Origin of the sequence: Streptomyces lydicus, assembly GCF_001729485.1 — a bacterium.
GTDB classification, from domain to species: domain Bacteria; phylum Actinomycetota; class Actinomycetes; order Streptomycetales; family Streptomycetaceae; genus Streptomyces; species Streptomyces lydicus_D.
On sequence record NZ_CP017157.1, the window covers coordinates 1,907,678 to 1,931,160 of the forward strand.

The 23,483-nt window shown below is 68.9% G+C and carries 12 protein-coding genes; 6 read left to right on the top strand and 6 right to left on the bottom strand.

Going from position 1 to position 23,483, the window contains the following annotated elements:
* Window positions 1-251: 251 nt before the first annotated feature.
* Complete coding sequence (locus SL103_RS08240; RefSeq protein ID WP_069568080.1) at window positions 252-1,832, top strand: Ig-like domain repeat protein; 1,581 nt, start codon at window positions 252-254, stop codon at window positions 1,830-1,832.
* A 486-nt stretch (window positions 1,833-2,318) separates the two neighbouring features.
* Here the strand turns inward: SL103_RS08240 and SL103_RS08245 are convergent, their stop codons facing one another.
* From SL103_RS08245 to SL103_RS08255, 3 genes are read right to left on the bottom strand one after another with little or no spacing between them, the layout of a single operon-like run.
* Window positions 2,319-3,224, bottom strand: coding sequence for a DUF6339 family protein (locus SL103_RS08245; RefSeq protein WP_069568081.1), 906 nt, complete (start codon window positions 3,222-3,224; stop codon window positions 2,319-2,321).
* On the bottom strand, window positions 3,221-4,198 hold the full coding sequence (locus tag SL103_RS08250; protein WP_069568082.1) for a hypothetical protein: 978 nt from the start codon (window positions 4,196-4,198) through the stop codon (window positions 3,221-3,223). Before SL103_RS08250 ends, SL103_RS08245 begins: the two co-directional genes overlap by 4 nt.
* Complete coding sequence (locus SL103_RS08255) at window positions 4,195-6,390, bottom strand: helix-turn-helix transcriptional regulator (protein WP_432215346.1); 2,196 nt, start codon at window positions 6,388-6,390, stop codon at window positions 4,195-4,197. The genes SL103_RS08250 and SL103_RS08255 overlap by 4 nt, the downstream gene beginning before the upstream one ends.
* A 525-nt stretch (window positions 6,391-6,915) precedes the next feature.
* Between SL103_RS08255 and SL103_RS08260 the strand changes: the two genes are divergently transcribed.
* The 5 genes from SL103_RS08260 (at window position 6,916) to drmB (ending at window position 19,355) form a co-directional block, all read left to right on the top strand.
* Window positions 6,916-7,401 carry a hypothetical protein gene (locus SL103_RS08260; protein ID WP_069568083.1) on the top strand — a complete coding sequence of 162 codons (486 nt, stop codon included), beginning with the start codon at window positions 6,916-6,918 and terminating at the stop codon, window positions 7,399-7,401.
* Window positions 7,402-7,592: 191 nt separating this feature from the next.
* A complete protein-coding gene (locus tag SL103_RS08265) occupies window positions 7,593-12,365 on the top strand; it encodes a DEAD/DEAH box helicase (protein WP_069568084.1) in 4,773 nt (1,590 codons plus the stop codon).
* Entirely contained in the window at window positions 12,362-14,269 is a 1,908-nt protein-coding gene (locus SL103_RS08270) for a UvrD-helicase domain-containing protein (protein ID WP_069568085.1), read from the top strand. The genes SL103_RS08265 and SL103_RS08270 overlap by 4 nt, the downstream gene beginning before the upstream one ends.
* Window positions 14,270-14,277: 8 nt before the next feature.
* Window positions 14,278-17,508 (top strand): helicase-related protein, encoded by a 3,231-nt coding sequence (locus SL103_RS08275; RefSeq protein WP_069568086.1) that lies wholly within the window; start codon window positions 14,278-14,280, stop codon window positions 17,506-17,508.
* Window positions 17,505-19,355 carry a DUF1998 domain-containing protein gene (gene drmB, locus SL103_RS08280; protein ID WP_069568087.1) on the top strand — a complete coding sequence of 617 codons (1,851 nt, stop codon included), beginning with the start codon at window positions 17,505-17,507 and terminating at the stop codon, window positions 19,353-19,355. Before SL103_RS08275 ends, drmB begins: the two co-directional genes overlap by 4 nt.
* Window positions 19,356-19,419: 64 nt before the next feature.
* Here the strand turns inward: drmB and SL103_RS08285 are convergent, their stop codons facing one another.
* From SL103_RS08285 to glnA, 3 genes are all read right to left on the bottom strand, one after another.
* On the bottom strand, window positions 19,420-20,484 hold the full coding sequence (locus SL103_RS08285; RefSeq protein WP_069568088.1) for a DNA cytosine methyltransferase: 1,065 nt from the start codon (window positions 20,482-20,484) through the stop codon (window positions 19,420-19,422).
* 139 nt (window positions 20,485-20,623) lie between these two features.
* Complete coding sequence (locus SL103_RS08290; RefSeq protein WP_069568089.1) at window positions 20,624-21,310, bottom strand: DNA cytosine methyltransferase; 687 nt, start codon at window positions 21,308-21,310, stop codon at window positions 20,624-20,626.
* 555 nt (window positions 21,311-21,865) lie between these two features.
* Window positions 21,866-23,275 (bottom strand): type I glutamate--ammonia ligase, encoded by a 1,410-nt coding sequence (glnA, locus tag SL103_RS08300; protein ID WP_069568090.1) that lies wholly within the window; start codon window positions 23,273-23,275, stop codon window positions 21,866-21,868.
* Window positions 23,276-23,483 lie beyond the last annotated feature (208 nt).

Below are 23,483 nucleotides of genomic sequence, written 5' to 3' on the forward strand. Positions count from 1 at the left end.
CCCCCCCCGCGAGTCCACCAAGGGCCGCCCCCCGATAACGGGTAGCGGCCCTCGCGCAGCCGGATCAGGCGACCACATCGCCAACCCGGCCCGGCGCGAGGCCCGTTCGGTGCGAGCGCGACAGAACGGACAGCGCATTATCCCGGTGCGGTGGGTGATGGCACTGTTACAGTCCGGCTGTCCCGGAAGCACAGGGATACAAGGGGAAAAAGGATAATGAGGGGGCACAGTTGCGCATACGTCTGAGACGGATGACCGCGGCGATCGGGGCGGCGCTCGCGTTGGCCCTGGCGCCCATCGCGGGGACCGCGGCGGCACAGGAGACGGGCACCGCGGCCGTCACCGCCATGGACTTCACCCCGTCCGCAGTGGACGCGACGCCCGGCGGCGAGGCCGTCACGCTCCGCTGGACGATGACGGACACCACTCCAGGCGCCGACGGCATGAGCGTGCGGGTCTCCCTGCGCCGTCAGGGCGCGACGGCCGGCACCTACCTGGGAGTGCCACTGGTCGGGCAGTACGACGTGGGCTCCTACGGCCAGGACATCAAGCTGGTCCCCGGCTCGACGCCCCAGGAGGCCACCTACGAGTGGACGCTGGCCGTTCCGCAGTACGCGGCCGGAACGTCGGTCACCTGGGCCGTCACCCGCCTGGAGGCGTGGGATCACCGGGGCACCTCGCTGGACTGGGACGCCGCCCGGTTGGGTGCGTTCCACAGCACGTTCAAGGCGAAGACGCTTGCCGACGTGCAGGGTCCGACGTACGAAAACCTCGCGGTGGACAACGAACAGGAACCGTACGTCTACGCCGGCAGGGGCTCGTCGAACATGACCTACGAGCTTGACGTGCACGACCCCCAGGCAGGGATCTCCGGCGGCAACTTGACGCTGACCGGCCCCGGAGGACGACACCTGACCGGCTCGTTCGCCATCAAGTGGACCTGGGACGAGGGCTACCAAGGGTGTGGCTACATCGGGTGGGGCCAGACGGAAGCCATGTCCTGCCGTGTGTCAGTGGTGTTCCCCGCACACACGGCATCGGGCACCTGGACCGTCTCGAAGGTCGACCTCACCGACAACGCGGGCAACACCAGCACGTATGACCACCTCTCGGCCGCGGCCGTCCACGTCACCTCCAACAACGTGCTTTCCGCGGACGGATTCACCGTGACGCCGAACCCGGTGGACACCTGGCACGGCGCCCGGACGACCAAGGTCGTTTTCCGGCCCCACGGGGCCCGGGGCGGGGTCGCGTCGGCGGTCGTGCACACCAACAGCGCCAACGGCTGTCGGCAGCCCTCCACCAAGGCCACGACCGCGGCGGATGGCACCGTCTCGGTGGACTACGGCGTGCCGCGGTGGGCCTTCACCTGCCCCGTCACCGGCCTGATCATCACGGACAACGCCGGTGATGTCGCCCTGTACGGCTCGGAGTTCGGCGCACCGGAGACCGGCCTGACGATCACTTCTGCACCGGACAGCGTGCTGCCCCAGATCGACCGGGCCACGCTCTCGCCCGCCGACGTGCCGGCAACCGACCACTCCACGGAGGTTCGGCTCACCGTCAACGTCTCGGGTACCACCTCCGGTGTCGACGGCTACGACGTCTCCCTGATCGACTCCTCCGGCCAGGTGTACCCCGTGGTGTCCGGCGGCACCTCACCGCTTTTCAGCGGTCCGCTGACCGCGACCTTCGCACTCCCTTCCCACGTGACCCCGGGCACGTACACCGTCGCCCTGACGCTCTCCGACCAAGCGAACAAGTCCTCCCGCTTCGGCTTCCCGAACGGCACTCCGATGCCGGGTGGCCCGCTGACTCTGACGGTCACCTGAGGCTGTCCCGTCGGGGCGCCGAGCGGCTCCAGAGGGATGATTTCCACATGTGCTGTCCTGCCAGCGGCTTCTGGCTGTGGTCTCCGCCCGGTTGGTGGCAATACTGGCGGGAACCCGGCTGGACGCCCGGAAACTCAAGCCGTTGACCACGGCAACGGGTGCTCGTAGTTCAGGACGGTCACTCAGATCCGGACTTCACGCCGCGGACACGGAGAGCGGCGGAGGATCGTTGGCCGCGGCCTGACCGCCCGCCACCGAAAGCGACCGTCGGCACCATGGAACGGAAGCCGGCTGTACAGGACCGCCAGACGGCACGCGATCACCGGGGTTGATTCCTGCTTCGGCCGGGAGGCCGAGAGGGAGCGTGACGTGCCCGTCCTTGTCGATGATCAGTTCGTTGGGGCTGCGGATCACTCGGTGTCATTCGGAAGTGCGGGGCACCGCCGGGCGCTGCGGCGTGCGCCCGGCGGCGAGGACGGTTCGGCGTCACCCGAGCGGAACGGACGTGCGACCTCGGTCGCGGAGCCGGCCCAGGTGCGCATTGATGTCCTCGAAGAGGCGGGTGAGGGTATCGACGGACGCGGTGGGGGCGGTGCCGTCGGCGGGACCGTCGGGGAGACGGTCCCAGGCGACAGGGGGAGCGGAGTCGGCCTCGTCGATCCAGGCCAGCAGCTCCGCGTCGTCCGGGAGTTCGTCGGGCCCGATGATCTCGTACATCAGGGTGCTGCCGGCGATGCCGATGGCCTTGCACAGCGCGTTCAACTGGTCGCCCATGCGGGGAGCGTCGGATGCGGCCAGATTTTCCATGACTCGGAGGACGGCCAGCGCGGTGGGGCGGTGGTCCATGATACCGAGGCGTAGGGCGGTGTTGAGGAAGTCCTGGTTGCCGCAGGCCGCCTCGACGGGACGGTAGTCGGCACCGTTGCGGCACATCTCAGCCGCCCACCAGAGCCGGGCGAACGCCTGGACGGAGCTGCCTCCCACGAATCGGGACGCCTGCACGACGGGCGTCCGTCGCGCGTCCTCGCCGACTACCGGGAGGTGCCGCCACGTGACGTAGTCCGGAGCGACGACCATGGCGAGGTATGCCCACAGATCCTTGTCGGAAGCCTCGCTCCTGGTCAGTCGCAGGGTCGCGTGCAGGCGCGGCGCGAGCCAGGGGTCTGCGTCGGTGCGGTCGCTCGCGAAGCGTGCCATGGCCTGGTCCAGCAGTTCCCGGACCGGTGCGGTGTTCCACCGCACCGACGGATCGGCGATCACGGTCGCGGCGCGCAGCAGAGCGACCTGGGCGGGCGGCTCGGCTCCGGACAGAACAGCCTGGTTGAGGTGACGGGTGGCCACCCCCACCGGCAGCAGGGCGAGTCGATTCTCGCTGGCATGCTCGAACTTCACCGGTCTTCTCCCTGGGACGAGCGGGCGGTGAGGCGCAGCGTCGTGGCGAGCTGCTTGGGCAGTTGGGCGCGCAGCGCGGCGGCGTACTGGATGCGGGACTGCAGCTCGGTCCAGCCGTAGCCCTCCTCGCGTCGTGCCCGCAGTTCGACGATCGCGTCCGCGGGGGACAGTCCGGGGAGAACGTCGGGGAGCATGGTTTCGAGGACGGACTCGCGCCACCCGATGGGGATCCGCGGCCGGCCGTTCTCGTCCAACTCGATTTCGCTCACAGCCGCGTGGAACATCGTCTCCCATACGTCGCTGACGATCTGGGCGTTGACAAGAGCGGCCGTCGCCTTCTCCACGGTGCTGCTGCCGCGCAGCAGAGCGGTCAGCCCCTCGATGCCCTGGTTCAGGTAGACGGTCGGCATGTCACCGGAGGTGTCGACGAACCAGGGTGCATCCTTGAGCGGGCGCAGCCAAGCGTACGGGCCGTCACGGAAGTCCGCCTCAACGATACGGATCTCCTTGTCCCGGACGGGGGTCTCGGCCTGGAGGTCGATCACCCAGTCGGTCTCGCTCCGTCCGATCATGCGCCCCCGGACCCCCTCGACCGCCGCCACGATCTGCACGCCGAGGGTGGCCCGGGAACGGTGCCGGGATCGGCGCATCCGCACGGAGCCCTGCCAGGCGCCGGAGCCGCGGTCCTTGGTGAGGCGTTGAACGGTTCTGGTATTGGTGGTCGACTCCTTCAGCACGGCCACGCAGGCGAGTTCGGACCAGGGGCCGTAGGCGATCTCTTCCTCCGGCAGCACGGCCCGGACGTCGAACACCGCCTCCTGCCAGTCGTCGCGGCCGGCGTCGTCGAGGGCGACGGTCTGCAGTGAGGGGGAGATCCTGGCGTACTCGAGCGGGCGGCTGTCGACCCGGACACGGGTGATCTCGACCTCGGCCCGTCCACTCAGGACGGCATAGGGGTAGATGATCCGGCTCATGGACGTGCAGCTCCTTCGACGGCCTTGTGCAGGGTCACGGTGACGTTGGTCCGGCTGGCGGTCACCGGGTGGCTGTCGACGTCGGTGACACCGCTGAACATCGCGTACCGGACACCTGGGGCGACGACGAGGACGTCGCCGGAGAAGGAGCAGTTCTCCGTGGCGGTCAGTTCGGCCCAGCGGACCGGGCTTCCGGCGCCCGACCCGCCGGCGCCGAAGCATACGGTCGGCGAGAGGTGCCAGGGATCGTCCTGCTGCGGGACGGCGACGCGCACGCGCAGTGACCATGCCCCGATGGTGTCGACCTCGCCGTCGATGTCGTCGACGGCGGGGTAACCGCGGCCGCGACGGACGCCCTTCCGCCCACCGCCGGTTGCCGCGGTGAGCCTCAGCAGGCTCCGCAGCAGCTCGGGGCCGGCTCCGTCGGCGGGTGTGACGGCCCGCGCGCCGAGGGTCGCGCGCAGGGTGTCGTCGGCCGCCACACGGAACTCGTCGAGGCGCTTCTTCGCTCCGCGCACGTATGTGTCGGACAGCTCCTCCGTCCACTCCCAGCGGTTGTGCTCGGGGGGCTCCGACGCGCGAAGGAATGCCTCGGCGCGCACGACGTCCTCCCCATCGCGGGCGGTGGCGAAGCCGGCGAGCAGAACTGCCTGGTAGGGCTCGACGCCGAGGCCCAGGTTGCGTGGCCTGCGGCCGGTGATCCTCATGCGATTGCCGCGCATGGAAACGACCTGACTGTGCGTCCGGTCACTCTCGTCCGCCGGCGTGATCAGCAGCACTGCGTCATGGGTGACAGCAGTGGACCCCTTGCCGTCGGTGCGCAGCGGTGGCACGGTGAGCGTGACGGTGCGCTCGACCACGTCGGTCCGGCTGGTGAGCTCGGTGACGGTCTCTCCGGCAAGGTAGGCACGCAGGGCGCGGGCCAGGGCGGGGCGGCGCTGCTCGGGGCTGACGCGGGTCTCCGGGATCAACTCGGCCCCGTTACGCAGGGTCCGGACCGATGCCTCCAGCAGCGGTGGCACCGTGTCCGTTCCGGTCATCGCTGCCCAGAAGTTCTCCGCCAAGGAGTCGCAGAGCTTGTTGTGCATGGCCTGGAGACCCTCGTCCCCGGCCGCGACGGCGGCGGCGTCATGGGCACCGACCACCAGGAAGGAAGTACCGGGGTCCTCGCCCTCACGCTCCAGATGAAGCCTCGCGGTCTCCTGCTCGACGCCCCACCAGGAGCGGGAGACGTTCTCGAAGGCACGGTCACTGTCCGGTTCGCCGAACCAGGCCGGTCCGGCGAACGCCTCGCCACCCACCTCGCGCCAGGGTAGGTCCAGGCGACCGATCAACCGCCTTGCTGTGCGGCCCTCGTGGGGGACCGAGAGAGTGCTGTTGATGAGGACGAGGCCAAGGCGACTGGTGGCCCAGAGAGTCGCCTTGCCCAGGCCGTAGGAGCCGCCGGCCCGGCGGTTGTCGCCCTTGTGGCTGTCGAGTTGACGACGGACAACGGCGGCGAAGCGGCCGTCCTCGTACTCGGGGCCGGTGAGACCGTTGGAGTTGTAGTCGTCGACCCGGAGCAGCAGGAGTGAGCCGGAGGCTTCCATCTCCCGCAGCCCCTCGGCGAGTGCACGGCCGACCTTCTGGTCGGTGGTCGCGGCCGCGGCGTAATGGGCCTTGAGCGATTCCCACTGCACGGCATCCAGGAAGCTGCGAAGGTGTTCACCGGTGAGCTCGTGCAGGATGTACCGGACGCGGACCGGCCGCGTGGGGTCACGCCGCTCGTCGAGAGAGTTCTGCGTTGCCTCGCGTGCGAGGACACCGAGGTCAGCGTCGAAGGCGAACGCCGCCGCGTTGCCGAACTCCCTTCCACCGTCGGCGTGCGCCGGGCGGTGGTACCAGGTCACCGGCCTTGCAGCGACAGCGTCGCTTGTGCGTTCGTACACGGTGGCCAGATCGGTGTCGAAGACATCGGCGATCAGGCGCACCGTCTCCGGCCGTGGCTGGGCCCGACCAGTGATCCAAGCGGACACGGCGGCCCGGGTGACGCCGACCGTGGTCGCGAGCTCGGCCTGGGTCATGTCTCGACGTCGGAGCTGCCTCCCGAGCCAGGGTCCGAAGTCTTCACTCTCATCGATCACTGCGGGCGTTCCCCTCCGCTGAGCCGCCGACCCTGCATGCCGCCGGATATTCATGCTGGTCAGAAGCATGCTAGCAGTGCAATTTGACATTGACAATGTGTCAAATGTTTTTGTCGGCAGTCCATTTCGGACTGCGCTAGCAGACGCTTGACGATGAATGGCAGCACCCCTCTTCGGTGGATGAAGGTGGGGTTGGCGATGCGGGAAAGGTGCGAACTTGCGGCGCCCGCCTGTGTGTTCGTCGCTCAGGGTAGGGTTGAAACCATCAAAAGCAGGGCGATTGGGGCGCATGGGTGGTTGAAGCTTCCCTGTGATGCGGAGTATCGCTGGACACAGATGAGAGGCCCATGCCATCTTGATGTGTAGCTGACGCCCCGTCGATTCACTTAGGCGGCAGCCTAGTTGAGGTATTCGTGGGCTCTCTTCGGCGTGTCCATGTACAGCAATTGCACAGACTGGGCGTCCTGTTCGGTTGCGCGCCGGACCGAGTGCCCCTCGCCACTGGATGTGCCTCGGAGCGACACCAGTGCACCTTGTTCCTCCCTGTTCCATGCGCCGTTGTATCGACCTCGCCGTGCCCGTATGGAGGCTGCCGTGACCCTGCTTTCGCCCAGCGACGACGACATGCCGTCGTTGATCCAGACGTACAACTCCATGGATCTGTACCTGCGTTCGGAGTTCCTCGACGCGATCGGGAAAACGCGGGAGGGTTGGAGGTCGATGGTCGCGGCTCACGAGCGGCAGCGGCGGGCTATCGGTGAGCAACGCGCGTCTGCCAATGCGGAGCAGACGGAGGGGAGTTCGGCGTCGGAACGCGACCGCAGCGAGTCGTCCGACCGCAAGGCGGTGGTGATTGCCATTCGTCTTGCGAGGGCGAGGAAGCGCATCGATTTCCTGCTCGATGCCGGTGAGGGCAATGGCAATGCCCGTTCGGGGCGGTACAGGTCCGCTCCTCCGCCGCGTGGGTTCGCCGCCACCGGCCCGGGACGGCGCCGTTCCGGCGGCGGTCGTCGTTCTGGGTTCCGGGGGCGTCCCGACGTTCCCCTCATCAGGATTGTCATCATGCTGTCCGAGGAGTAGGGGCGGGGGTGGTGGCCGGCCCTCCGATCCCCCTGCAGGATCGGAGGGCTGGCTCCGGATGTTGCCGGCGCGGATGCCCTAGAGGGATCGACGCGCTCTGTATTTCCGGTAAGTGCACAACTTTTCTGTTTACCGTCGGTCTTCATCTTGATACTTGGTTCGGGTCATCCCGGGCAGGAAGCAGCTGGGTCGTGAACGATCAGACGTTGTCGCAGGGTTCGGATGCCTTGGTGATTCAAAAGGTGTTGGAGCAATCGACCCGCACCCTGGAGACCTATCGCATTGATCCCGGCCTGGTGCAGGAGCACGCCAACGGCGAGCTTCGGATCACGCAGGGTGGATACGGCGAGCGTCAGTTGTTCGAGCTAGTACAGAACGGCGCCGATGAGATCGCCAATGAACCCGGTGGTCGCCTGGCCGTGGTGCTGACCGACGACGCGCTCTACTGCGCCAACCAGGGTACCCCGGTGACTCCGCAGGGCGCCGACACGATTCTGCGTATGAGCGTCTCCCGTAAGCGAGGCGGCCAGATCGGCCGCTTCGGCGTCGGTGTGAAGTCGGTGCTCTCGGTGACCGACGCGCCCCAGTTCTTCAGCACCAGCGGATGCTTCGGCTTCGACCGGACCTGGTCCGCCGACCGGATCGCCGAGGTTCTAGGTCTCCAGCAGCCCCTCGACATGGACACCCCGGTGCTCCGGATGGCCCGTCCTCTCGACCGAGAAGAGGAACTCGACAAGGACGACCTCCTGCGGGAGCTCCTGGCCTGGGCGACCACCGTGGTCAAGCTCCCCCTGCTGCCGGGGGCGGCCGAGCGCCTGGGGCACGACATCACCGGCTTCAGGCACCGTGACGGTCGCGAGACCGACGCCTTCCCCTCCGGCTTCCAGATCTTCTCCTCCCATGTCGGCGAGGTGCTGCTGGAGGACCGGCGTCGGCTTCCCATCCAGCGCCGCAAGCTGACGGTGCAGGTCTCCGGTGAGCGGCGGGTCATCCGCGAGGTCGGCACAGGGGTCAAGGAGACGGTGAGTGAGTGGAACGTCTTCACGGTTGCCCACGAGCCCACCGCGGAGGCCCGTGGCAGTGCCGGCGAGCTGCACGACCGCAGCGTCATCGACGTCTCCTGGGCGGTTCCCGCCTACGTCGAGAAGGACGGGTTGCTGACGGTGCCCCTGGGGCGCGGCCAGTTCTGGTCCTACTTCCCCACCAAGTACCCGGTTTCCGTGACGGGTTACCTGAACGCTGCATGGAAGACCAACGAGGACCGGCAGAACCTCCTCGACGGCAGCGCCTTCAACCGTGAACTGCTCCAGGTCGCGGCCCGTCTGGTGGTCACCTCCCTGCCCCGGCTGTCCCGCAAGGAGGACCCCGCCGCCTGCCTGCCGCTCCTGCCCGGCCGCACCAAGGAGTCCGTGAACTGGGCGGAGGAGTACTTCATCCGCCACGTCTGGGACGCCGCCGCGCAGCTGCCGTCCCTGCCTGACCAGGACGGCGTACTCCGCGTTCCCCGTGACCTGCACATCCACCCCGAGAAGCTGCAGCCGGAATGGCTGCGCATCTGGGCCGAGTACCCCGGGCGCCCGCGCGACTGGGTGCACCCCTCGGTCGACGCCAACTCGCTGCGACACGGCAAGATGGAGCACATCCTGCTGGCCGCCAGGAAGTCGACGGAAGACGTCCGCACCTGGCTGGAGGCTCTGGTCTCGGACGGCACGGCTGAGTCGTCCTGTCATGCGATCCGCATCCTCGCAGCCATGGTGGAGCACAACGCGGACAAGGAGATGCTGGAGGCCGCGCGCAGCGCCCGCATCGTGCTGACCGACGCCCACGGGATGGTGGCCCCCGTCGCGGGCAAGGTTTTCCACCGCACCGGTGCCGACGAGCTCCGCGACGACATGGTCTACGTGCACACGGCCATATCCGAGCGGATGGAGATGCAGCGCCACCTGCACACCATCGGGATTCGCATCGCCGATGCCCACGGCCGCTTCCAGGGCGTGCTCGACCAGGGGTTCGACGGCTACACCCCGGAATTGTGGACCCAGTTCTGGATGCTGCTGCGCAGCGCGGGCGGCAACGCGCAGGTGGACCGCATCCGCGGCCGCTACCCGGATGCCCGTGCCGTGCTCCATGTCCGCACGGTCGACGGACGCTTCCGGCCCATGGCCTCGTGCCTGCTGCCCGGCGGTGTCGTGCCCGCCGACGGCAGCAGGGACGCCTCGATCGCCGTGGACACGGACTTCCACGGGGCGGACGCAGCGATCTTCCGCGACCTCGGCCTGGTCGACCGGCCCGTCGTCGCCCACGACCCGAAGCGGCAGCCTTGGTTCGAGGAGTACCGGCAGGCGGTGCACGACCAGTACCTGCGCCGGCTCGCTGCGGATGCCCCGCGGACCAACATCAACCGGCTCGTCCTGGAGGGAGCCGCGCCGGCCGGCCCCTTGGACCTGCTTCCCCGCCTCTCGGAGGAGGGCCGCGCTGCGTTCGTCGCCGCGATCCCGGACGTCGGCGTCGTCGACAGCTGGACCCGCGCCTACGGTGCTTCCGTCAACGGCCGTACCGAAGTGGCTTCCCCGCTGCGTTGGATGCTCAACAAGCACGGCCTGGTGCGCACCTCGCTGGGCCTGACCTCGGTGCGTGAGGCCGTGGGCCCGCAGCTCAAGGCATACGCGCAGGTGTTGCCCGTCGTCACCGACATCTCCGAGTCGAAGGCTCGCAGGCTGCGCATGCCGGCCACCCCGGAAGAGGTGCCGGCGAACCGTTGGCACGCTCTGCTGGACCGGGTGCTGGTCAGCGAGGACGACGCCTTCATCGGCCACGCCTACGCCCTGATGCTGCGCGTCGGCATGGACTTTCCCGAGGATGTCCTGACCCGCTGCCGCGTCGGTGAGGTCTGGGATGTGCGTCCCGACACGGAGATCGTGGTGGCGACGTCCGCGGCGGACTTCAGGGAACTCGTCCGCGAGCAGATCCCCGCGCTCCTGGTCGCGGACAGGGCCGACGCCGCGTCCGCGGCCCAGATGATCGAGCAGTGGGGGATGCTCAAGGTCGAGGACGTCATCAGCAAGCAGATCCGCAAGGCCGGGACGACCCGGCCGACGCTGCTTGTCGACGAGTTCCCGCCGCTGCGTCAGCGCCTCGGCAAGTCGGTGGAGAACCGGAAGGTGCAGCGCTGTGGTGAGCTGGAGCAGGAGATCCGCACGCCGCGCGGTGTGGAGCTGAGACCGCTGTTCTCGGCCCGCAGCGGGTCGACCCTGCTGGTGCTCGACACGGTCTCCCCGGTCGACGTCCTGGAGGCCGCCGACCGGGAGTTCGGCTGGCAGCTCGGCCGCCAGGGCTGCAAGAGCGTGCTGGACCTGCAGGCGCGTCAGAAGCAGGACCGGGAGACACGCGCTCGACTGCGGCAGATCGCCGAGGCCGAGAGCGTCATCGACAAGATCACCCTGTTGATCGGCGAGGAGGAACTGCGCACCGAGCTGCCGCCGGGCCTCCTGGACAGTGAGGCCGCGGAACGTGACGGTGAGCAGCCGGACGCCCGGCGGATCGCCGAGCTGGCCTTCAACTCCCACGGTGAGGAGATTCTGCGCATCCACAGTCGGGACCTGGCTCTCGCCTTCCCCGGCAACGCGCCCAGCAGCTTCACAGGCGATGCCAAGGCGCTGAAGTTCGTCACCGACCTCGGGCTACCCGACTCGTTCGCCGGCTCCCGTGTTCCGCCGCTGGAGGCGCGCATCCAGGTGGAGGGCCCGTCCGAGTTCCCCGCACTGCACGAGTACCAGGAACAGCTGGCACAGGCGCTCCAGCGATTGCTGGACAACCCGGTGCCGCAGCGCGGGATGCTGTCCATCCCGACCGGCGCCGGCAAGACGCGCGTCACCTCCGAGGCCGTGATCCGGTGGATCCGGAACCGTGGCGAGCTTCCCGGTCCGGTGCTGTGGATCGCGGAGAGCGAGGAGCTGTGCGAGCAGGCCGTGCAGAGCTGGCGGTTCGTCTGGTCCAAGGTGGGCGCGGAGATGCCGCTGGTCATCAGCCGCCTCTGGTCGTCCAACGAAGCCGCGCCGGTGACGGGCGAGCCGCACCTGGTCGTTGCCACCGACGCCAAGCTGCAGAGCGTGCTCGGCCACGAGGACTACGCCTGGCTGCGGGACGCCGCCCTGGTCATCGTCGACGAGGCACACCGGGCCACCTCCCCCCGTTACGGAGAGATCTTCGATCACCTCGGCGTCAACCCGCCGGTGACGCGTCGCCACTTGGTCGGGCTGACGGCCACCCCCTACCGCAACAACGAGGACCTGACCCTGCGCCTGGTGCGCCGCTTCGGCACCCGCCTCGACCTCGACGTCTTTGCCGGCGACCAGAACGAGGCCATCCAACAGCTCCAGGACCTCGGCGTCCTGGCCCACGTCAGGCACCGCGAGCTTCTCGGGGCCGAGATCCGGCTCAGTTCCGACGAGGTCTCCAGCTCGGAGAAGTTCGGCGTGCTGCCCAAGCGTGCCGAGCAGCGCCTCGCTGAGGACCAGGACCGCAACCAGCGCATCATCGAGGAGATCGAGAACCTGCCCGCGGACTGGCCGATCCTCGTTTTCGCCACGTCGGTCGCCCACGCCAAGTTCCTGGCCGCCAAGCTGAACGACCGGCAGATCCGCGCCGCGGCGATCGACTCGGCCACGCCGGTGTCCGAGCGCCGCAAGCGCATCGAGGACTTCCGCAAGGGCCGCATTCAGGTGCTCACCAACTACGGAGTTCTCGCCCAGGGTTTCGACGCCCCCGCCACCCGTGCGGTCGTCGTCGCCCGCCCCACTTACAGTCCGAACATCTATCAGCAGATGATCGGCCGCGGTCTGCGCGGACCGAAGAACAACGGCACGTCAACCTGTCTGATCCTCAATGTGCGGGACAACGTGGTCAATTACCGGGGCGAGCTGGCCTTCACCAAGTTCGACTATCTGTGGAACGAGGGCAAGTGAGCGAGCCGCAACACGCGATCACCCCGGCGCAGCAGTCCGTCGTCGACCAGCCATGGGACGCCCGCACTCTGGTCACGGCGGGCGCCGGCGCCGGCAAGACACACACCCTGGCTCGCCGCCTGGAGGCGCTGGTCGAACGGGAGGAGCTGGAGGCACACGAGATCCTCGTCCTCAGCTTCTCCGTGGCCGCGGTGCGCGAGCTGCGCGAGCGGATCGCGAGCCATGCCGACGCCGTCCGTCGGGTGCGTGCCCAGACCTTCGACTCCTGGGCGGCCACCCTGCTGCGACGGGCTTATCCGGACCACGACTGGTCGGGAACCACCTTCGACCAGCGCATCGAGGCCGCCACCGAGGCCATCGAGAGGGGCGCGGTCGAGGCGGGCGAGTTCGGTGCCCCCGCCCACGTGCTGATCGACGAGGTCCAGGACCTTGTCGGGGTGCGGCGTGAGATGGTCGAGGTGCTCCTCGACCGCTTCCAGGCGCAGAGCGGCTTCACCGTGGTCGGGGACGGCGCCCAGGCCGTCTACGGCTTCCAGGTCACGGACTTCGACCAGCGGGCACAGGAGTCGAACTACTTCTTCGACTGGATCCGTGGCTCGTTCACCGAGGACCTGGTCGAGATCCACCTCGGCGACAACTTTCGAGCCCGTACCGAGCAGGCCCGGGTCGCTCTTCCCTACGGCCCGCGGCTCCAGCGGTTGGCCGCCGAGCGGGAGCCTGCCGAGGTGCAGGCCGAGCAGATCCACCGTGAGCTGCGCCTCCTGCTCGACGGCGCCCCCCACTTCGGCACACTGGACGACCCTTTCGTTCAGGATTCGCTCCGGTACTTCGACGGAACGACCGCGATCCTGTGCAGGGACAACGGTCAGGCGCTCTCCATCAGCCAGACCCTCCGTGGGGCAGGCGTGGACCACCGGCTCCAGCGCTCCGTGCGGGACCGTCCCGCTGCCGCCTGGATCTCCGGCGTACTCGCGGCCACCGAAGCGGCCGACCTCTCCGAGGCGCGCTTCGCCGAACTGGTCGCCGGCCTCGATCCCCGGCCGGACCTGGATCCCTCGGTGCTCGTGCGAGCGGTACGCCGGGTCACCGGCAACCGGCGTGGTCGGATCGAGCTCGCCGCGCTGCGCCTGGCGGTGGCGGAGGGGCGGCTTCCCGACGAGCTCACGGCCGTCGAACCGGCGTCGCTGGTCGTATCGACGGTGCACCGCGCCAAGGGCCTGGAGTTCGACCGTGTCCTGGTTGTGGAGCCTGTGGAGCTGAGACGTCCGAAGGACGTGGCCAAGAAGAAGATCGACTACGACCCGGCCGCGGAAGCCCGCCTCCTCTACGTCGCCATGACCCGGCCTCGCGACGACCTCTACCGACTCGACCGTCCCAACACCTGGCTGGTCCGCAAGGACAGGCGTCTGGACCGTTGGTACATCGGAGGCAGCCGATCGTGGGCCCGCAACGGCATCGAGGCACTCGGCATCGACGTCTGCCACGCACATCCCCCGGGCGTGCGCAACGTCGCCGCCGACCCCGTCGAGGTTCAGCGACAACTCGCTCACGAGGTTAACGCCGGCGATGCTGTCGAGCTGTTCCTGCTCCACCGGCTGCCCGAGGGCGAGGACCAGACGCCGCCGTACGCGGTCCTCCATGACGGTCGCCCGGTCGGCGAGGTTTCGGAGGCGTTCCGTCGCGCCCTGCATCTCATGCTCAGCCGCGGCGGCAGGTGGTCCGAGTACAACGTCCCCGGCCGGATCACCGGCCTCCACATCGGCTGCGTCGAAACCGTTGCGGGCAGCGACATCGCGACCGAGCGTGCCGGCCTCGGCAGCTCCGGGGCCTGGCTCGCCCCCCGCCTCAGCGGACTCGGCCTCTTCGACTGGACCGACCCGTCCGACGACTGGAGCACGGAGTGACTTCCCTCATGAGCCCCTCCATCCACGACTACTACGCCCTGCGCGACCGGCTCGACGCCGCCCTCCGTCTGGACCTCCTCGGCCCGGTCGGTGGTGAGGAGGAGATCCTCAAGGACGACGCGCCGGTGACGATGTATCCGGTCGGTGTCCTGTTCCCCCAGGAGACGACCGAGGTCGCCCGCGGCAACCGGGACGGCCACGAGGCCGACGGAGACGACTCTCTCGCCCTCGTCCGCGGCGGCGACGGCGAGGAGGACGCCGTCGAACGCGGCGTCTCGCTCGCCAACATGCGGAGGCCCTCCTCCATGGGGCTCACCTTTGCAGTGAACCCCAAGGTTGCGGAGCGGATCGTGCTGCACACCACGGCCGCCGTCTACCGTCCCGAGGACGCCGAGGGCAACCCCGTCGCGGCCGCCCGCATCGAGGCCCGGAGCACTCAGGAACAGCGCGAGCGTTGGCGCCGGGTCCCGCTCGACCTGGCCGACGTCGACGTGGACGTGACGAGGCCGACCACGGTCAGACAGCCCCTTGCAAAGGGGCTCGAACTCCGGGTCCTGGTACGTCCCAGGAGCGAGCACGGCACCGTGACCGTCACCGCTACGCTGATCAACACCCGCACGGTCGGAGCCCGGGAGCTGAAGGACGCCGCCTGCTACTACCAGCCCACCCTCCGGGCCCGGGCATTCACGCCCGGCGCCGAGCCCTTCGTCGAGCGCCGTACCTCCTCCGGCAGCCACGACCGGGAGTTGATGCTCAGCCGGTTGCTCCACCGGCACGCGCCCGGTTTCGCCACCGGCCACGGTTGCGCGGCCGTCTGGGACTGGACGCCACCGCCGATCGGTGCCAAGACCACGGTGCACGCCGCCGTCGCCGAGGTCCGGACCGAGTTCGTGCCCACCCACGAGGTGCTGCTGACCGACTCGAACCGAGCCATCGCCGTCGATGCGCTGTCCATACGGGGTCTCGGCACCGCCGAGCCGAAGGTGGTGGTGGACGCGCTCGGCGCGCTCCTCGACGGCTACCGGACGTGGATCGACGAACGCAAGGCTGAGGCAGAGTCCCTGGCCGGCACCGAGTACGAGGCCGCCGCGCAGGAGCGGATCGAGGCGTGCGAGACGGCGCTTACCCGCATGAGCACGGGCGTCGCGCTGCTCTCCCAGCCCGCGCATGCCCACGCGATGCGGGCGTTCCAGCTCGCCAACCGGGCCATGGCCGAGCAGCGCGCCCGCACGTCCTGGGTCAAGGCGGGCAGGCCCGCCGGCGGACCGGACGAGAGCAAGGAGTATTGGCGCCCCTTCCAGATCTGCTTCTTGCTGCTCTGCCTCCGGGGCATCGTCGAGGATGAGCATCCCGATCGCGGAATCGCCGACCTGCTCTGGTTCCCCACCGGTGGTGGCAAGACCGAGGCGTACCTCGGCCTGATCGCCTTCACCACCTTCCTGCGCCGTCTCAAGGACCCCGCCCATGGCGGTGGTGTCACCGTGTTGATGCGTTACACCCTGCGACTGCTGACACTCCAGCAGTTCGAGCGCGCCACCGCGCTGATCTGCGCGATGGAGCTGACCCGCTCCCGTCACGAGGACGAGCTGGGCCAGGAGGGCATCTCCATCGGCATGTGGGTGGGGAAATCCGCCACCCCGAACGACCTGGTGACGGCCGGCGAGAAGCTGGACGCCCTGCGTGCCGGCGGCCGCTCGCTCGACAAGGAGAACCCGGTGCAGCTCCAGGCGTGCCCCTGGTGCGGCAGCCGCCTCGACGCGTCGAACTACGAGGCCGCCCCGGAACACGCCCGTATGTACGTCCACTGCCCTGACGCGGACTGCGCGTTCCACCGCGGCGAGGGTCTGCCGGTCCACCTGGTCGACGACTCCGTCTACGCCGCACACCCGACGCTGATCATCGCCACCGTCGACAAGTTCGCGTCCATGCCGTGGCGGGAGCGGACGGCCGCGCTGTTCAACCGCGATCTGGAGGAGACCAGGCCGCCGGAGCTGATCGTCCAGGACGAGCTCCACCTCATCTCCGGCCCGCTCGGCACGCTCACCGGGCTCTACGAGACCGCGGTGGACATCCTGGCGAACCGGCCCAAGGTGATCGCGTCCACGGCGACCATTCGGCGCGCCGACGAGCAGGTCCTGCACCTCTTCAATCGAGAGGTCTGCCAGTTCCCGCCGGCCGGACTCGACTCCCGCGACTCCTGGTTCGCGGTCGAGGCGTCCCGCGAGGACAAGGCCACCCGCCGGTACATCGGCCTGCTGACCTCCAGCACCAGCCAGTCCACCCTGCTGATCCGTACCTACGCCGCTCTGCTGCACCAGATCCAGCTCGGCGACGCCGACGACGAGGTCAAGGACGCCTACTGGACTCTCGTCGGCTATTTCAACAGCCTGCGGCTGTTGTCCGCCGCCGAACTACAGGTCCTCGACGACGTGCAGGACCGGATGGAGCAACTCGCCGTCCGCGACGGCATCGAGAAGCCCCGCCGCCCGGAGGCGGTGACGGAGCTGAGCAGCCGGGCCAGCGCGAGCGACATCCCCAAGCGCCTCAAGGATATTGAGCGCAGGCTCCCGTCCCCGGATGCCACCGACGTCCTGCTCGCCACGAACATGATCTCCGTCGGTGTCGACATCGACCGTCTCGGCCTGATGGCGGTCATGGGCCAGCCGCAGACCACCGCCGAGTACATCCAGGCGACCAGCCGGGTCGGCCGACGTCATCCGGGCCTGGTTGCAGTCATGCTCAACTCGACCCGCTCCCGGGACCGTTCGCACTACGAGAGCTTCCAGCACTTCCACTCCGCCCTCTACCGCGAGGTCGAGTCCACCAGTGTCACGCCCTTCTCGGCGCGTGCCCGCGACCGCGGCCTGCACGCGGTGATCGTGGCCCTGGCGCGGCTAATGGTCCCGGGCGCGCGCGACAACGCGGCGGCGGCCCGGATCGAGGACTTCGTCGACGAGGTCAACGGCACCGTTCGCGACGCGCTGCTGGAGCGGGTCGCGAACGTTGCGCCCCGGGAACACGACGCCACGGCCGCCGCCTTCGACGAGTTCGTCGCCCGGTGGCGCGAGGCCGCGGACGACGATCCGAACCTGCTCTACGAGGCCAGCGCCAGGAGCGGCAGGACTGCTCTCCTCAGCGCCTTCGACAACAGCCTCCCGGAGGGGCGCGCGGGTTGGCCCACGCTGTGGAGTCTGCGCGACGTGGACGCCTCCTCGACGTTCTTTCTGGAGAAGCGATGACCCTGCCGCCCCCTCGCAAGCGAGGAACCGTCCGACCCGGCGCACTGATAACGCCTCTGCGCAAGCTCGGCGAGATCCGCCGCGCCCAGGCCATCACCACCTATGGCGTCGGCTCCGTGATCGCGGTCGACAACGAGTCCTTCGTGATCGCCGGGCTGGACACCTGGGACATCAGCCGGACCCGGACCCTCTGGGAGCCCCGCCTCACCAGGGTGACAGGTGTCCACGAGTTCAAACTGCCGCCCGCCGTCGACCCGGAGGACGCCCGTGACGGGGTGCGGGCCGCCCGTTTCCCGCAGTTGTACTCGTGCCCGGAGTGCCGCGAGCTGCAGTACTACTCGAAGTTCAACCCGCCGAAGGGCAAAGCGGTCTGCGGCGCCTGTGAACGGGACCTCGTCCCGTCCCGATTCGTGATGGCCTGCGTCAACGGCCACCTCGATGACTTCCCGTACTGGAAGTGGGTCCACCGCTCTTCCTCCTACGGTCCGGGAGAGGACGGCTCGGCCGGCCGGTGCGGCGGCAAGCTGCGACTGCGCGCTGAAGGCTCCACGGCCTCCCTCCGCGGTGTCGTCATCGGCTGCACCTGCGGTGCCAAGGAGGTCTCCATGGAAGGCGCCTTCCGCAGCCAGGCGCTGCGCGACCTCGGGATCCGGTGCACCGGACGTCGCCCCTGGCTCAAGGACGCCCCGGCCCAACAGTGCGGTGAGCCCCCGCGCACCTTGCAACGCGGTTCCTCCACCGTGTGGTACCCGGTAGTCCAATCCGCCCTGTCCATCCCACCGTGGAGCGACGGCGTGCTCAAGGCCCTCGGCTCTCACTGGAGCAACATCCAGGACGGGACCGAGGCCGACATCCGTACCTACCTGAGGATGGTGAAGTTCGAGGAGAAGAACCCGGGGCTGACCGTCGACGACGCGGTCGCCGCCGTGCTGCGGGTCCGCCGGGCGGAGGCGGAGCTGCCGGCCGACCAGCACCCCACGCTGTCGGCGCGCGACCTTCTCTACCAGGAGGAATACCGGACCCTTCAGCGTGAGTGTCCGGAGCGCGGGCGGGACGATCTGCAGGACTTCGTCTGCGAGCCGCCCAGCGGTGATCGGACGCCGGACGGCATCGGACAGGTCATGCTCGTCAAGCGGGTCCGTGAGATCCGCGCGTTGCACTCCTTCACCCGGGTCGAGGAGCCGGCCGTCGGCGACACCGCGAGCAGTTCCCGACGGGCCGCGCTCGCCCTCCGGAAGCCGGACTGGCTGCCTGCCATCGAGGTCAGTGGGGAGGGCGTCTTCGTCCGCCTCGACCCGGAACGTCTCGCCTTCTGGGAGCAGCGGCCCCAGTCGCAGGAGCGCGCGGAGCGGGTCCGACGCAACCACGAGGCGCTGCTCCGGGAACGCTACGCCAACTCCGACCGGCCCGTCCCACCGTCCCCGGTCTCCCCCCGCTACCTGGCGGTGCACACGCTCGCGCACCTGCTCATCAACGAGTGGAGCCTCGACGGCGGCTACCCGGCTGCGTCCCTGCGCGAGCGCCTGTACATCGGCGATGACATGGCCGGCTTCCTCATCTACACGGCGACCAGCGACTCCGCAGGAAGCCTCGGCGGCATCGTCGCCCAGGGCGAACCCGAGCGCCTCCCCTCCTCGCTGGAGTCCGCGCTGCTCCGCGCCTCCTGGTGCTCCAACGACCCTCTCTGCTCCGAGGCAGCGGCGAGCGGCGCGGGCAGCATCAACCTCGCAGCCTGCCACGCCTGCGTCCTGCTCCCCGAGACCAGTTGCGAGACGAACAACGCCTTCCTCGACCGGGTCGCCCTCGTCGGCACCCCGGACGGGGTGGTGCCCGGCCTTCTGACGTAGCGAGGGTCTTTCGGGCAGGGTCGGGAACTCCGGCCCTGCTCGAATCGGCCTGACGGTCGACGGGTCAGTAGGTGTAGTGCTTCCGGATCGCCGCGTCGAGGTCCTCCCGCGGGATGCCCAGGGCTGCGGCGAGGATGTGCATGCCGAGCCGGGGCGGTACGGCGTTCCCGATCTGCTGGGAGATGTCCTTGCCCGCCCACGTCCAGTCCGGCGCGGCGGGGAACGTCTGCAACTGTCCCATCTCGGACCAGGTGAATCGGTCGGTTTCAGTACCCTCGGGTGCCTCGACCCGGTTCCGGGACACCTTGCCGGTGAGCGTCGCCGACGGCTCGTGGGAGTACCGACGCCCGCGGGCCTTCGCGTCGCCTCCGGTCCCGTAGTTGGAGATCACGACGAAGGGAGCCGGTCGGTCCGGGAGCGCCGTGGCCATCGGCACGGGGTCCTCCGGACCGTGCAGGCGCGCGGCCCGGACCTTCTTCAGCGGGTTGAACGAGTCGTGCGTGGGCTGAGGCATGGCGGGAAGGCCGGGAAGGCGGTCCGAGTCGCGTCGCCGGGCGATGAAGATCGCTCGACGGCGGGTCTGCGGCACGCCGTACTCCTCGGTGCGCAGCACCTTGGGGTCCGCGACCGAGTAGCCCTCCTTGTCGAGCAGTTCGGCGTACTTCTCCCACACCGGGCGGACCGCGGGGACCTGCTCAAGGACTATCACCTCGAAGGGGCGGCCGGCGTCCAGAGCCTGCAGCGCCCAGCGCAGCGGTTCGAGAACCAGGCCGGTGCGTTCGTCCTCCAGCGCGGAGAGGCCGGCGCGGATCGACTCCAGCGGTTCGCGGGCCACGAAGCGGTCGGCGAATTCGAGCACCTGGTCCAGGGCCTTTCGCCCGCTGCCGCTTCCGGCCACCGTGAACGTCTGGCACGGGGGGCCGCCCGCCAAAACATTGGCGTGCTCGAACTGCTCGGGCCCGAAGAGGCGGACATCGCCCTGTCTCGTGTCCAACCGGTTCGCCGCACGGGTCGCGCAGGCGCCGGCGTCCCACTCGATGCCCACGGCGGGAATGCCCAGTTGGCGCGCCGCAAGATCGAGTCCGCCGGGGCCGGCGAACAGGTCGACAATCGTGAACGGCGTGGACATGCGAATTCCTTGCTCAGCGGGGGGATGGAACGTGGAGCGGGGTGACGTCCCGGCCCCTGGATCGCGGGGGGCGCGACGGACCATGCTAGCCGGCCCTGTCGGCCGTCGGGCCGACTGCGCCGGCACGGGCGACAGCGGATCAGCCGATGGACGAAGGTGTGCCGCCGCACAGCGCGGTTGCGATCGATCGTCCCAGGGCTTCCGCACAGGCGGGCAGCAGGTTTGCGATCTGCCGGTAGGTGCGTGTCTTCCGGCCGTAGATCTGCCAGTTCTCCGGTATCGCCTGCAAGATCGCGTCTGCCGTACGCTCGGCCGGGGCCTGCCGATGAGCGGGAGGTCGGCCGAGGGGCTGGTGTCGCTCAGACCGGCCCCCTCGATGCCGATTGCCACCCATGCCTTCTTGCTGCCGGTCGGCCCGAGACCCCCACCACCGCGGTTGTCCGAGCCGCCGGCGAGGGCGGGAGCGGGGCATCAACGCCTTCGGCTTGGCGGCTATCAGCACACTGACTGCCGCCTTGAGCAGCGCGCGCTCGTGATCGTCTCCGCAGCGGCGTGCGACCGCTGCTGCGGCCTTGATGCGCGGCATTCCTCCGCTGACGAGGGCGATGTCCGGAACCTTGCGCAGGTCCGGCTCGTGCTCGTCCAACGGGACGAAGCTCATCAGATCTCGACAGCGGACATCCCACCCCGGCCGGATCAGCCCGGTCGTCCGGCATGCGAACTCGTTGTTGTCGATCAGCATGGCCTGGTCGCAGCCGGCGCGCTCCAAGTCGAGTGCCTGCGCGCCCGACTCGGCGCACAACTCCAGTGATGTGAACCTGGTCATTGCTCCCCCGGGCGACGACCCCGGCCGCACTGGTGCGGCTGATGCACCCCGCGAAGCGTAGGTTCCCCCGATGCCGGAGGCGGGCGCTCAGCCCGGCTCCCTCAGCACGGTCGCGATGATTGTCGCTGCTACGTCCGACGCCGTCTCGTGCTCCCGGACGGCCCGCCACCCCTCTGCATTCGCCTTCGCCTCGGTCGCGTGGTCCGGACAGCCGTGCCGGAAGCAGCCATCCATGAACACCGCGACCTTCGCTCGCGAGAAGCTGACGTCTACCGTCCGGCGGGACATACCGGGTACGGGCACGTTGACCCGGTACCGAAGCCTGCTGTGAACCGCCACGGTCGGTAGAGATCACCGGCTGGCCTGAGACGAGACCGGGCCAGGTCGGCGACCCGGCCCATCACTGTGCGGCCCAGAAGGCTTCCGAGCGCACGCCGCCGACTCAACACACAAGTGAGGGCCGCCACCTCCTGCCGGAGATGGCGGCCCTCACTCTTGTATCTGATTAACGATCAGGTTTCCGGAGCCCGGCCCCGGGTCACCCGACCCCACCCTTTAGATGTCGTAGTACAGCTCGAACTCGTGCGGGTGCGGGCGGAGCTGGATCGGGGCGATCTCGTTGGTGCGCTTGTAGTCGATCCAGGTCTCGATCAGGTCGGCGGTGAAGACGCCGCCCTGCTGGAGGTACTCGTTGTCGGCCTCCAGGGCGTCCAGGACGGCCGGGAGGGAGGTGGGGACCTGGGGGACGCCCGCGTGCTCCTCGGGGGCCAGCTCGTAGAGGTCCTTGTCGATCGGCTCGGCGGGCTCGATCTTGTTCTTGACGCCGTCGAGGCCGGCCAGGAGGAGGGCCGAGAAGGCGAGGTAGGGGTTCGAGGACGGGTCCGGGGCGCGGAACTCGACGCGCTTGGCCTTCGGGTTGGAGCCCGTGATCGGGATGCGCATGGCCGCGGAGCGGTTGCGCTGCGAGTAGACCAGGTTGACCGGGGCCTCGAAGCCGGGGACCAGGCGGTGGTAGGAGTTCACCGTCGGGTTGGTGAAGGCCAGCAGCGAGGGGGCGTGCTTGAGGATGCCGCCGATGTAGTAACGGGCGGTGTCCGAGAGGCCCGCGTAGCCCTGCTCGTCGTAGAAGAGCGGCGCGCCGGCCTGCCACAGCGACTGGTGGACGTGCATGCCGGAGCCGTTGTCACCGAAGATCGGCTTGGGCATGAAGGTCGCGGTCTTGCCGTTGCGCCAGGCGACGTTCTTCACGATGTACTTGAAGAGCATCAGGTCGTCGGCGGCGGCGAGCAGCGTGTTGAACTTGTAGTTGATCTCGGCCTGGCCGGCGGTGCCGACCTCGTGGTGCTGGCGCTCGACCTGGAGGCCGGCCTTGTCCAGCTCCAGGGAGATCTCGGCGCGCAGGTCGGCGAAGTGGTCGACCGGCGGGGCCGGGAAGTAGCCGCCCTTGTAGCGGACCTTGTAGCCGCGGTTGTTCTCCTCCGAGCCGGTGTTCCAGGCGCCGGCCTCGGAGTCGATGTGGTAGAAGGACTCGTTCGACTTCGTCTCGAAGCGCACGTTGTCGAAGACGTAGAACTCGGCCTCGGGGCCGAAGTACGCGGTGTCCGCGATGCCGGTGGAGGCGAGGTACGCCTCGGCCTTCTTGGCGATGTTGCGCGGGTCGCGGCTGTACTGCTCGCCCGTGATCGGGTCGTGGATGAAGAAGTTGATGTTGACGGTCTTGTCACGGCGGAACGGGTCCACACGAGCGGTGGAGAGGTCCGCGCGCAGGGCCATGTCGGACTCGTGAATGGCCTGGAAACCGCGGATCGAGGAGCCGTCGAACGCCAGCTCTTCGGCCGGGTCGAAGGCCGCTGCCGGGATCGTGAAGTGCTGCATCACACCCGGCAGGTCACAGAAACGGACGTCGACGAACTTGACGTCCTCGTCCGCGATGAACTTCTTGGCCTCGTCGGCGTTCTGGAACATCCAACTCCTCCTAGCCCGGTCACCGGTCGGCGGACGCGGGATTGCTACTCGGAACGCGACCAAGTGCGGTGGCGCGCTCGCCCGACCATAGGCAGGCGGGATTTCCCAAGCATGACCCAATTGTTTCGCCGAGGTTAACCGCCGCGCGGCTGCTCTTATCCCCCAGTGTGCGCCAAAGCGGGACATTATGAATCGCCCCGTGCGGGAC

Coding starts and splice junctions, on each gene's coding strand:
- glnA (WP_069568090.1), bottom strand. CDS start 23,275: ATGTTCCAGAACGCCGACGAGGCCAAGAAGTTCATCGCGGACGAGGAC.
- SL103_RS08290 (WP_069568089.1), bottom strand. CDS start 21,310: ATGACCAGGTTCACATCACTGGAGTTGTGCGCCGAGTCGGGCGCGCAG.
- SL103_RS08255 (WP_432215346.1), bottom strand. CDS start 6,390: ATGCTTCTGACCAGCATGAATATCCGGCGGCATGCAGGGTCGGCGGCT.
- SL103_RS08275 (WP_069568086.1), top strand. CDS start 14,278: ATGAGCCCCTCCATCCACGACTACTACGCCCTGCGCGACCGGCTCGAC.
- SL103_RS08240 (WP_069568080.1), top strand. CDS start 252: ATGACCGCGGCGATCGGGGCGGCGCTCGCGTTGGCCCTGGCGCCCATC.
- drmB (WP_069568087.1), top strand. CDS start 17,505: ATGACCCTGCCGCCCCCTCGCAAGCGAGGAACCGTCCGACCCGGCGCA.
- SL103_RS08285 (WP_069568088.1), bottom strand. CDS start 20,484: ATGTCCACGCCGTTCACGATTGTCGACCTGTTCGCCGGCCCCGGCGGA.
- SL103_RS08250 (WP_069568082.1), bottom strand. CDS start 4,198: ATGAGCCGGATCATCTACCCCTATGCCGTCCTGAGTGGACGGGCCGAG.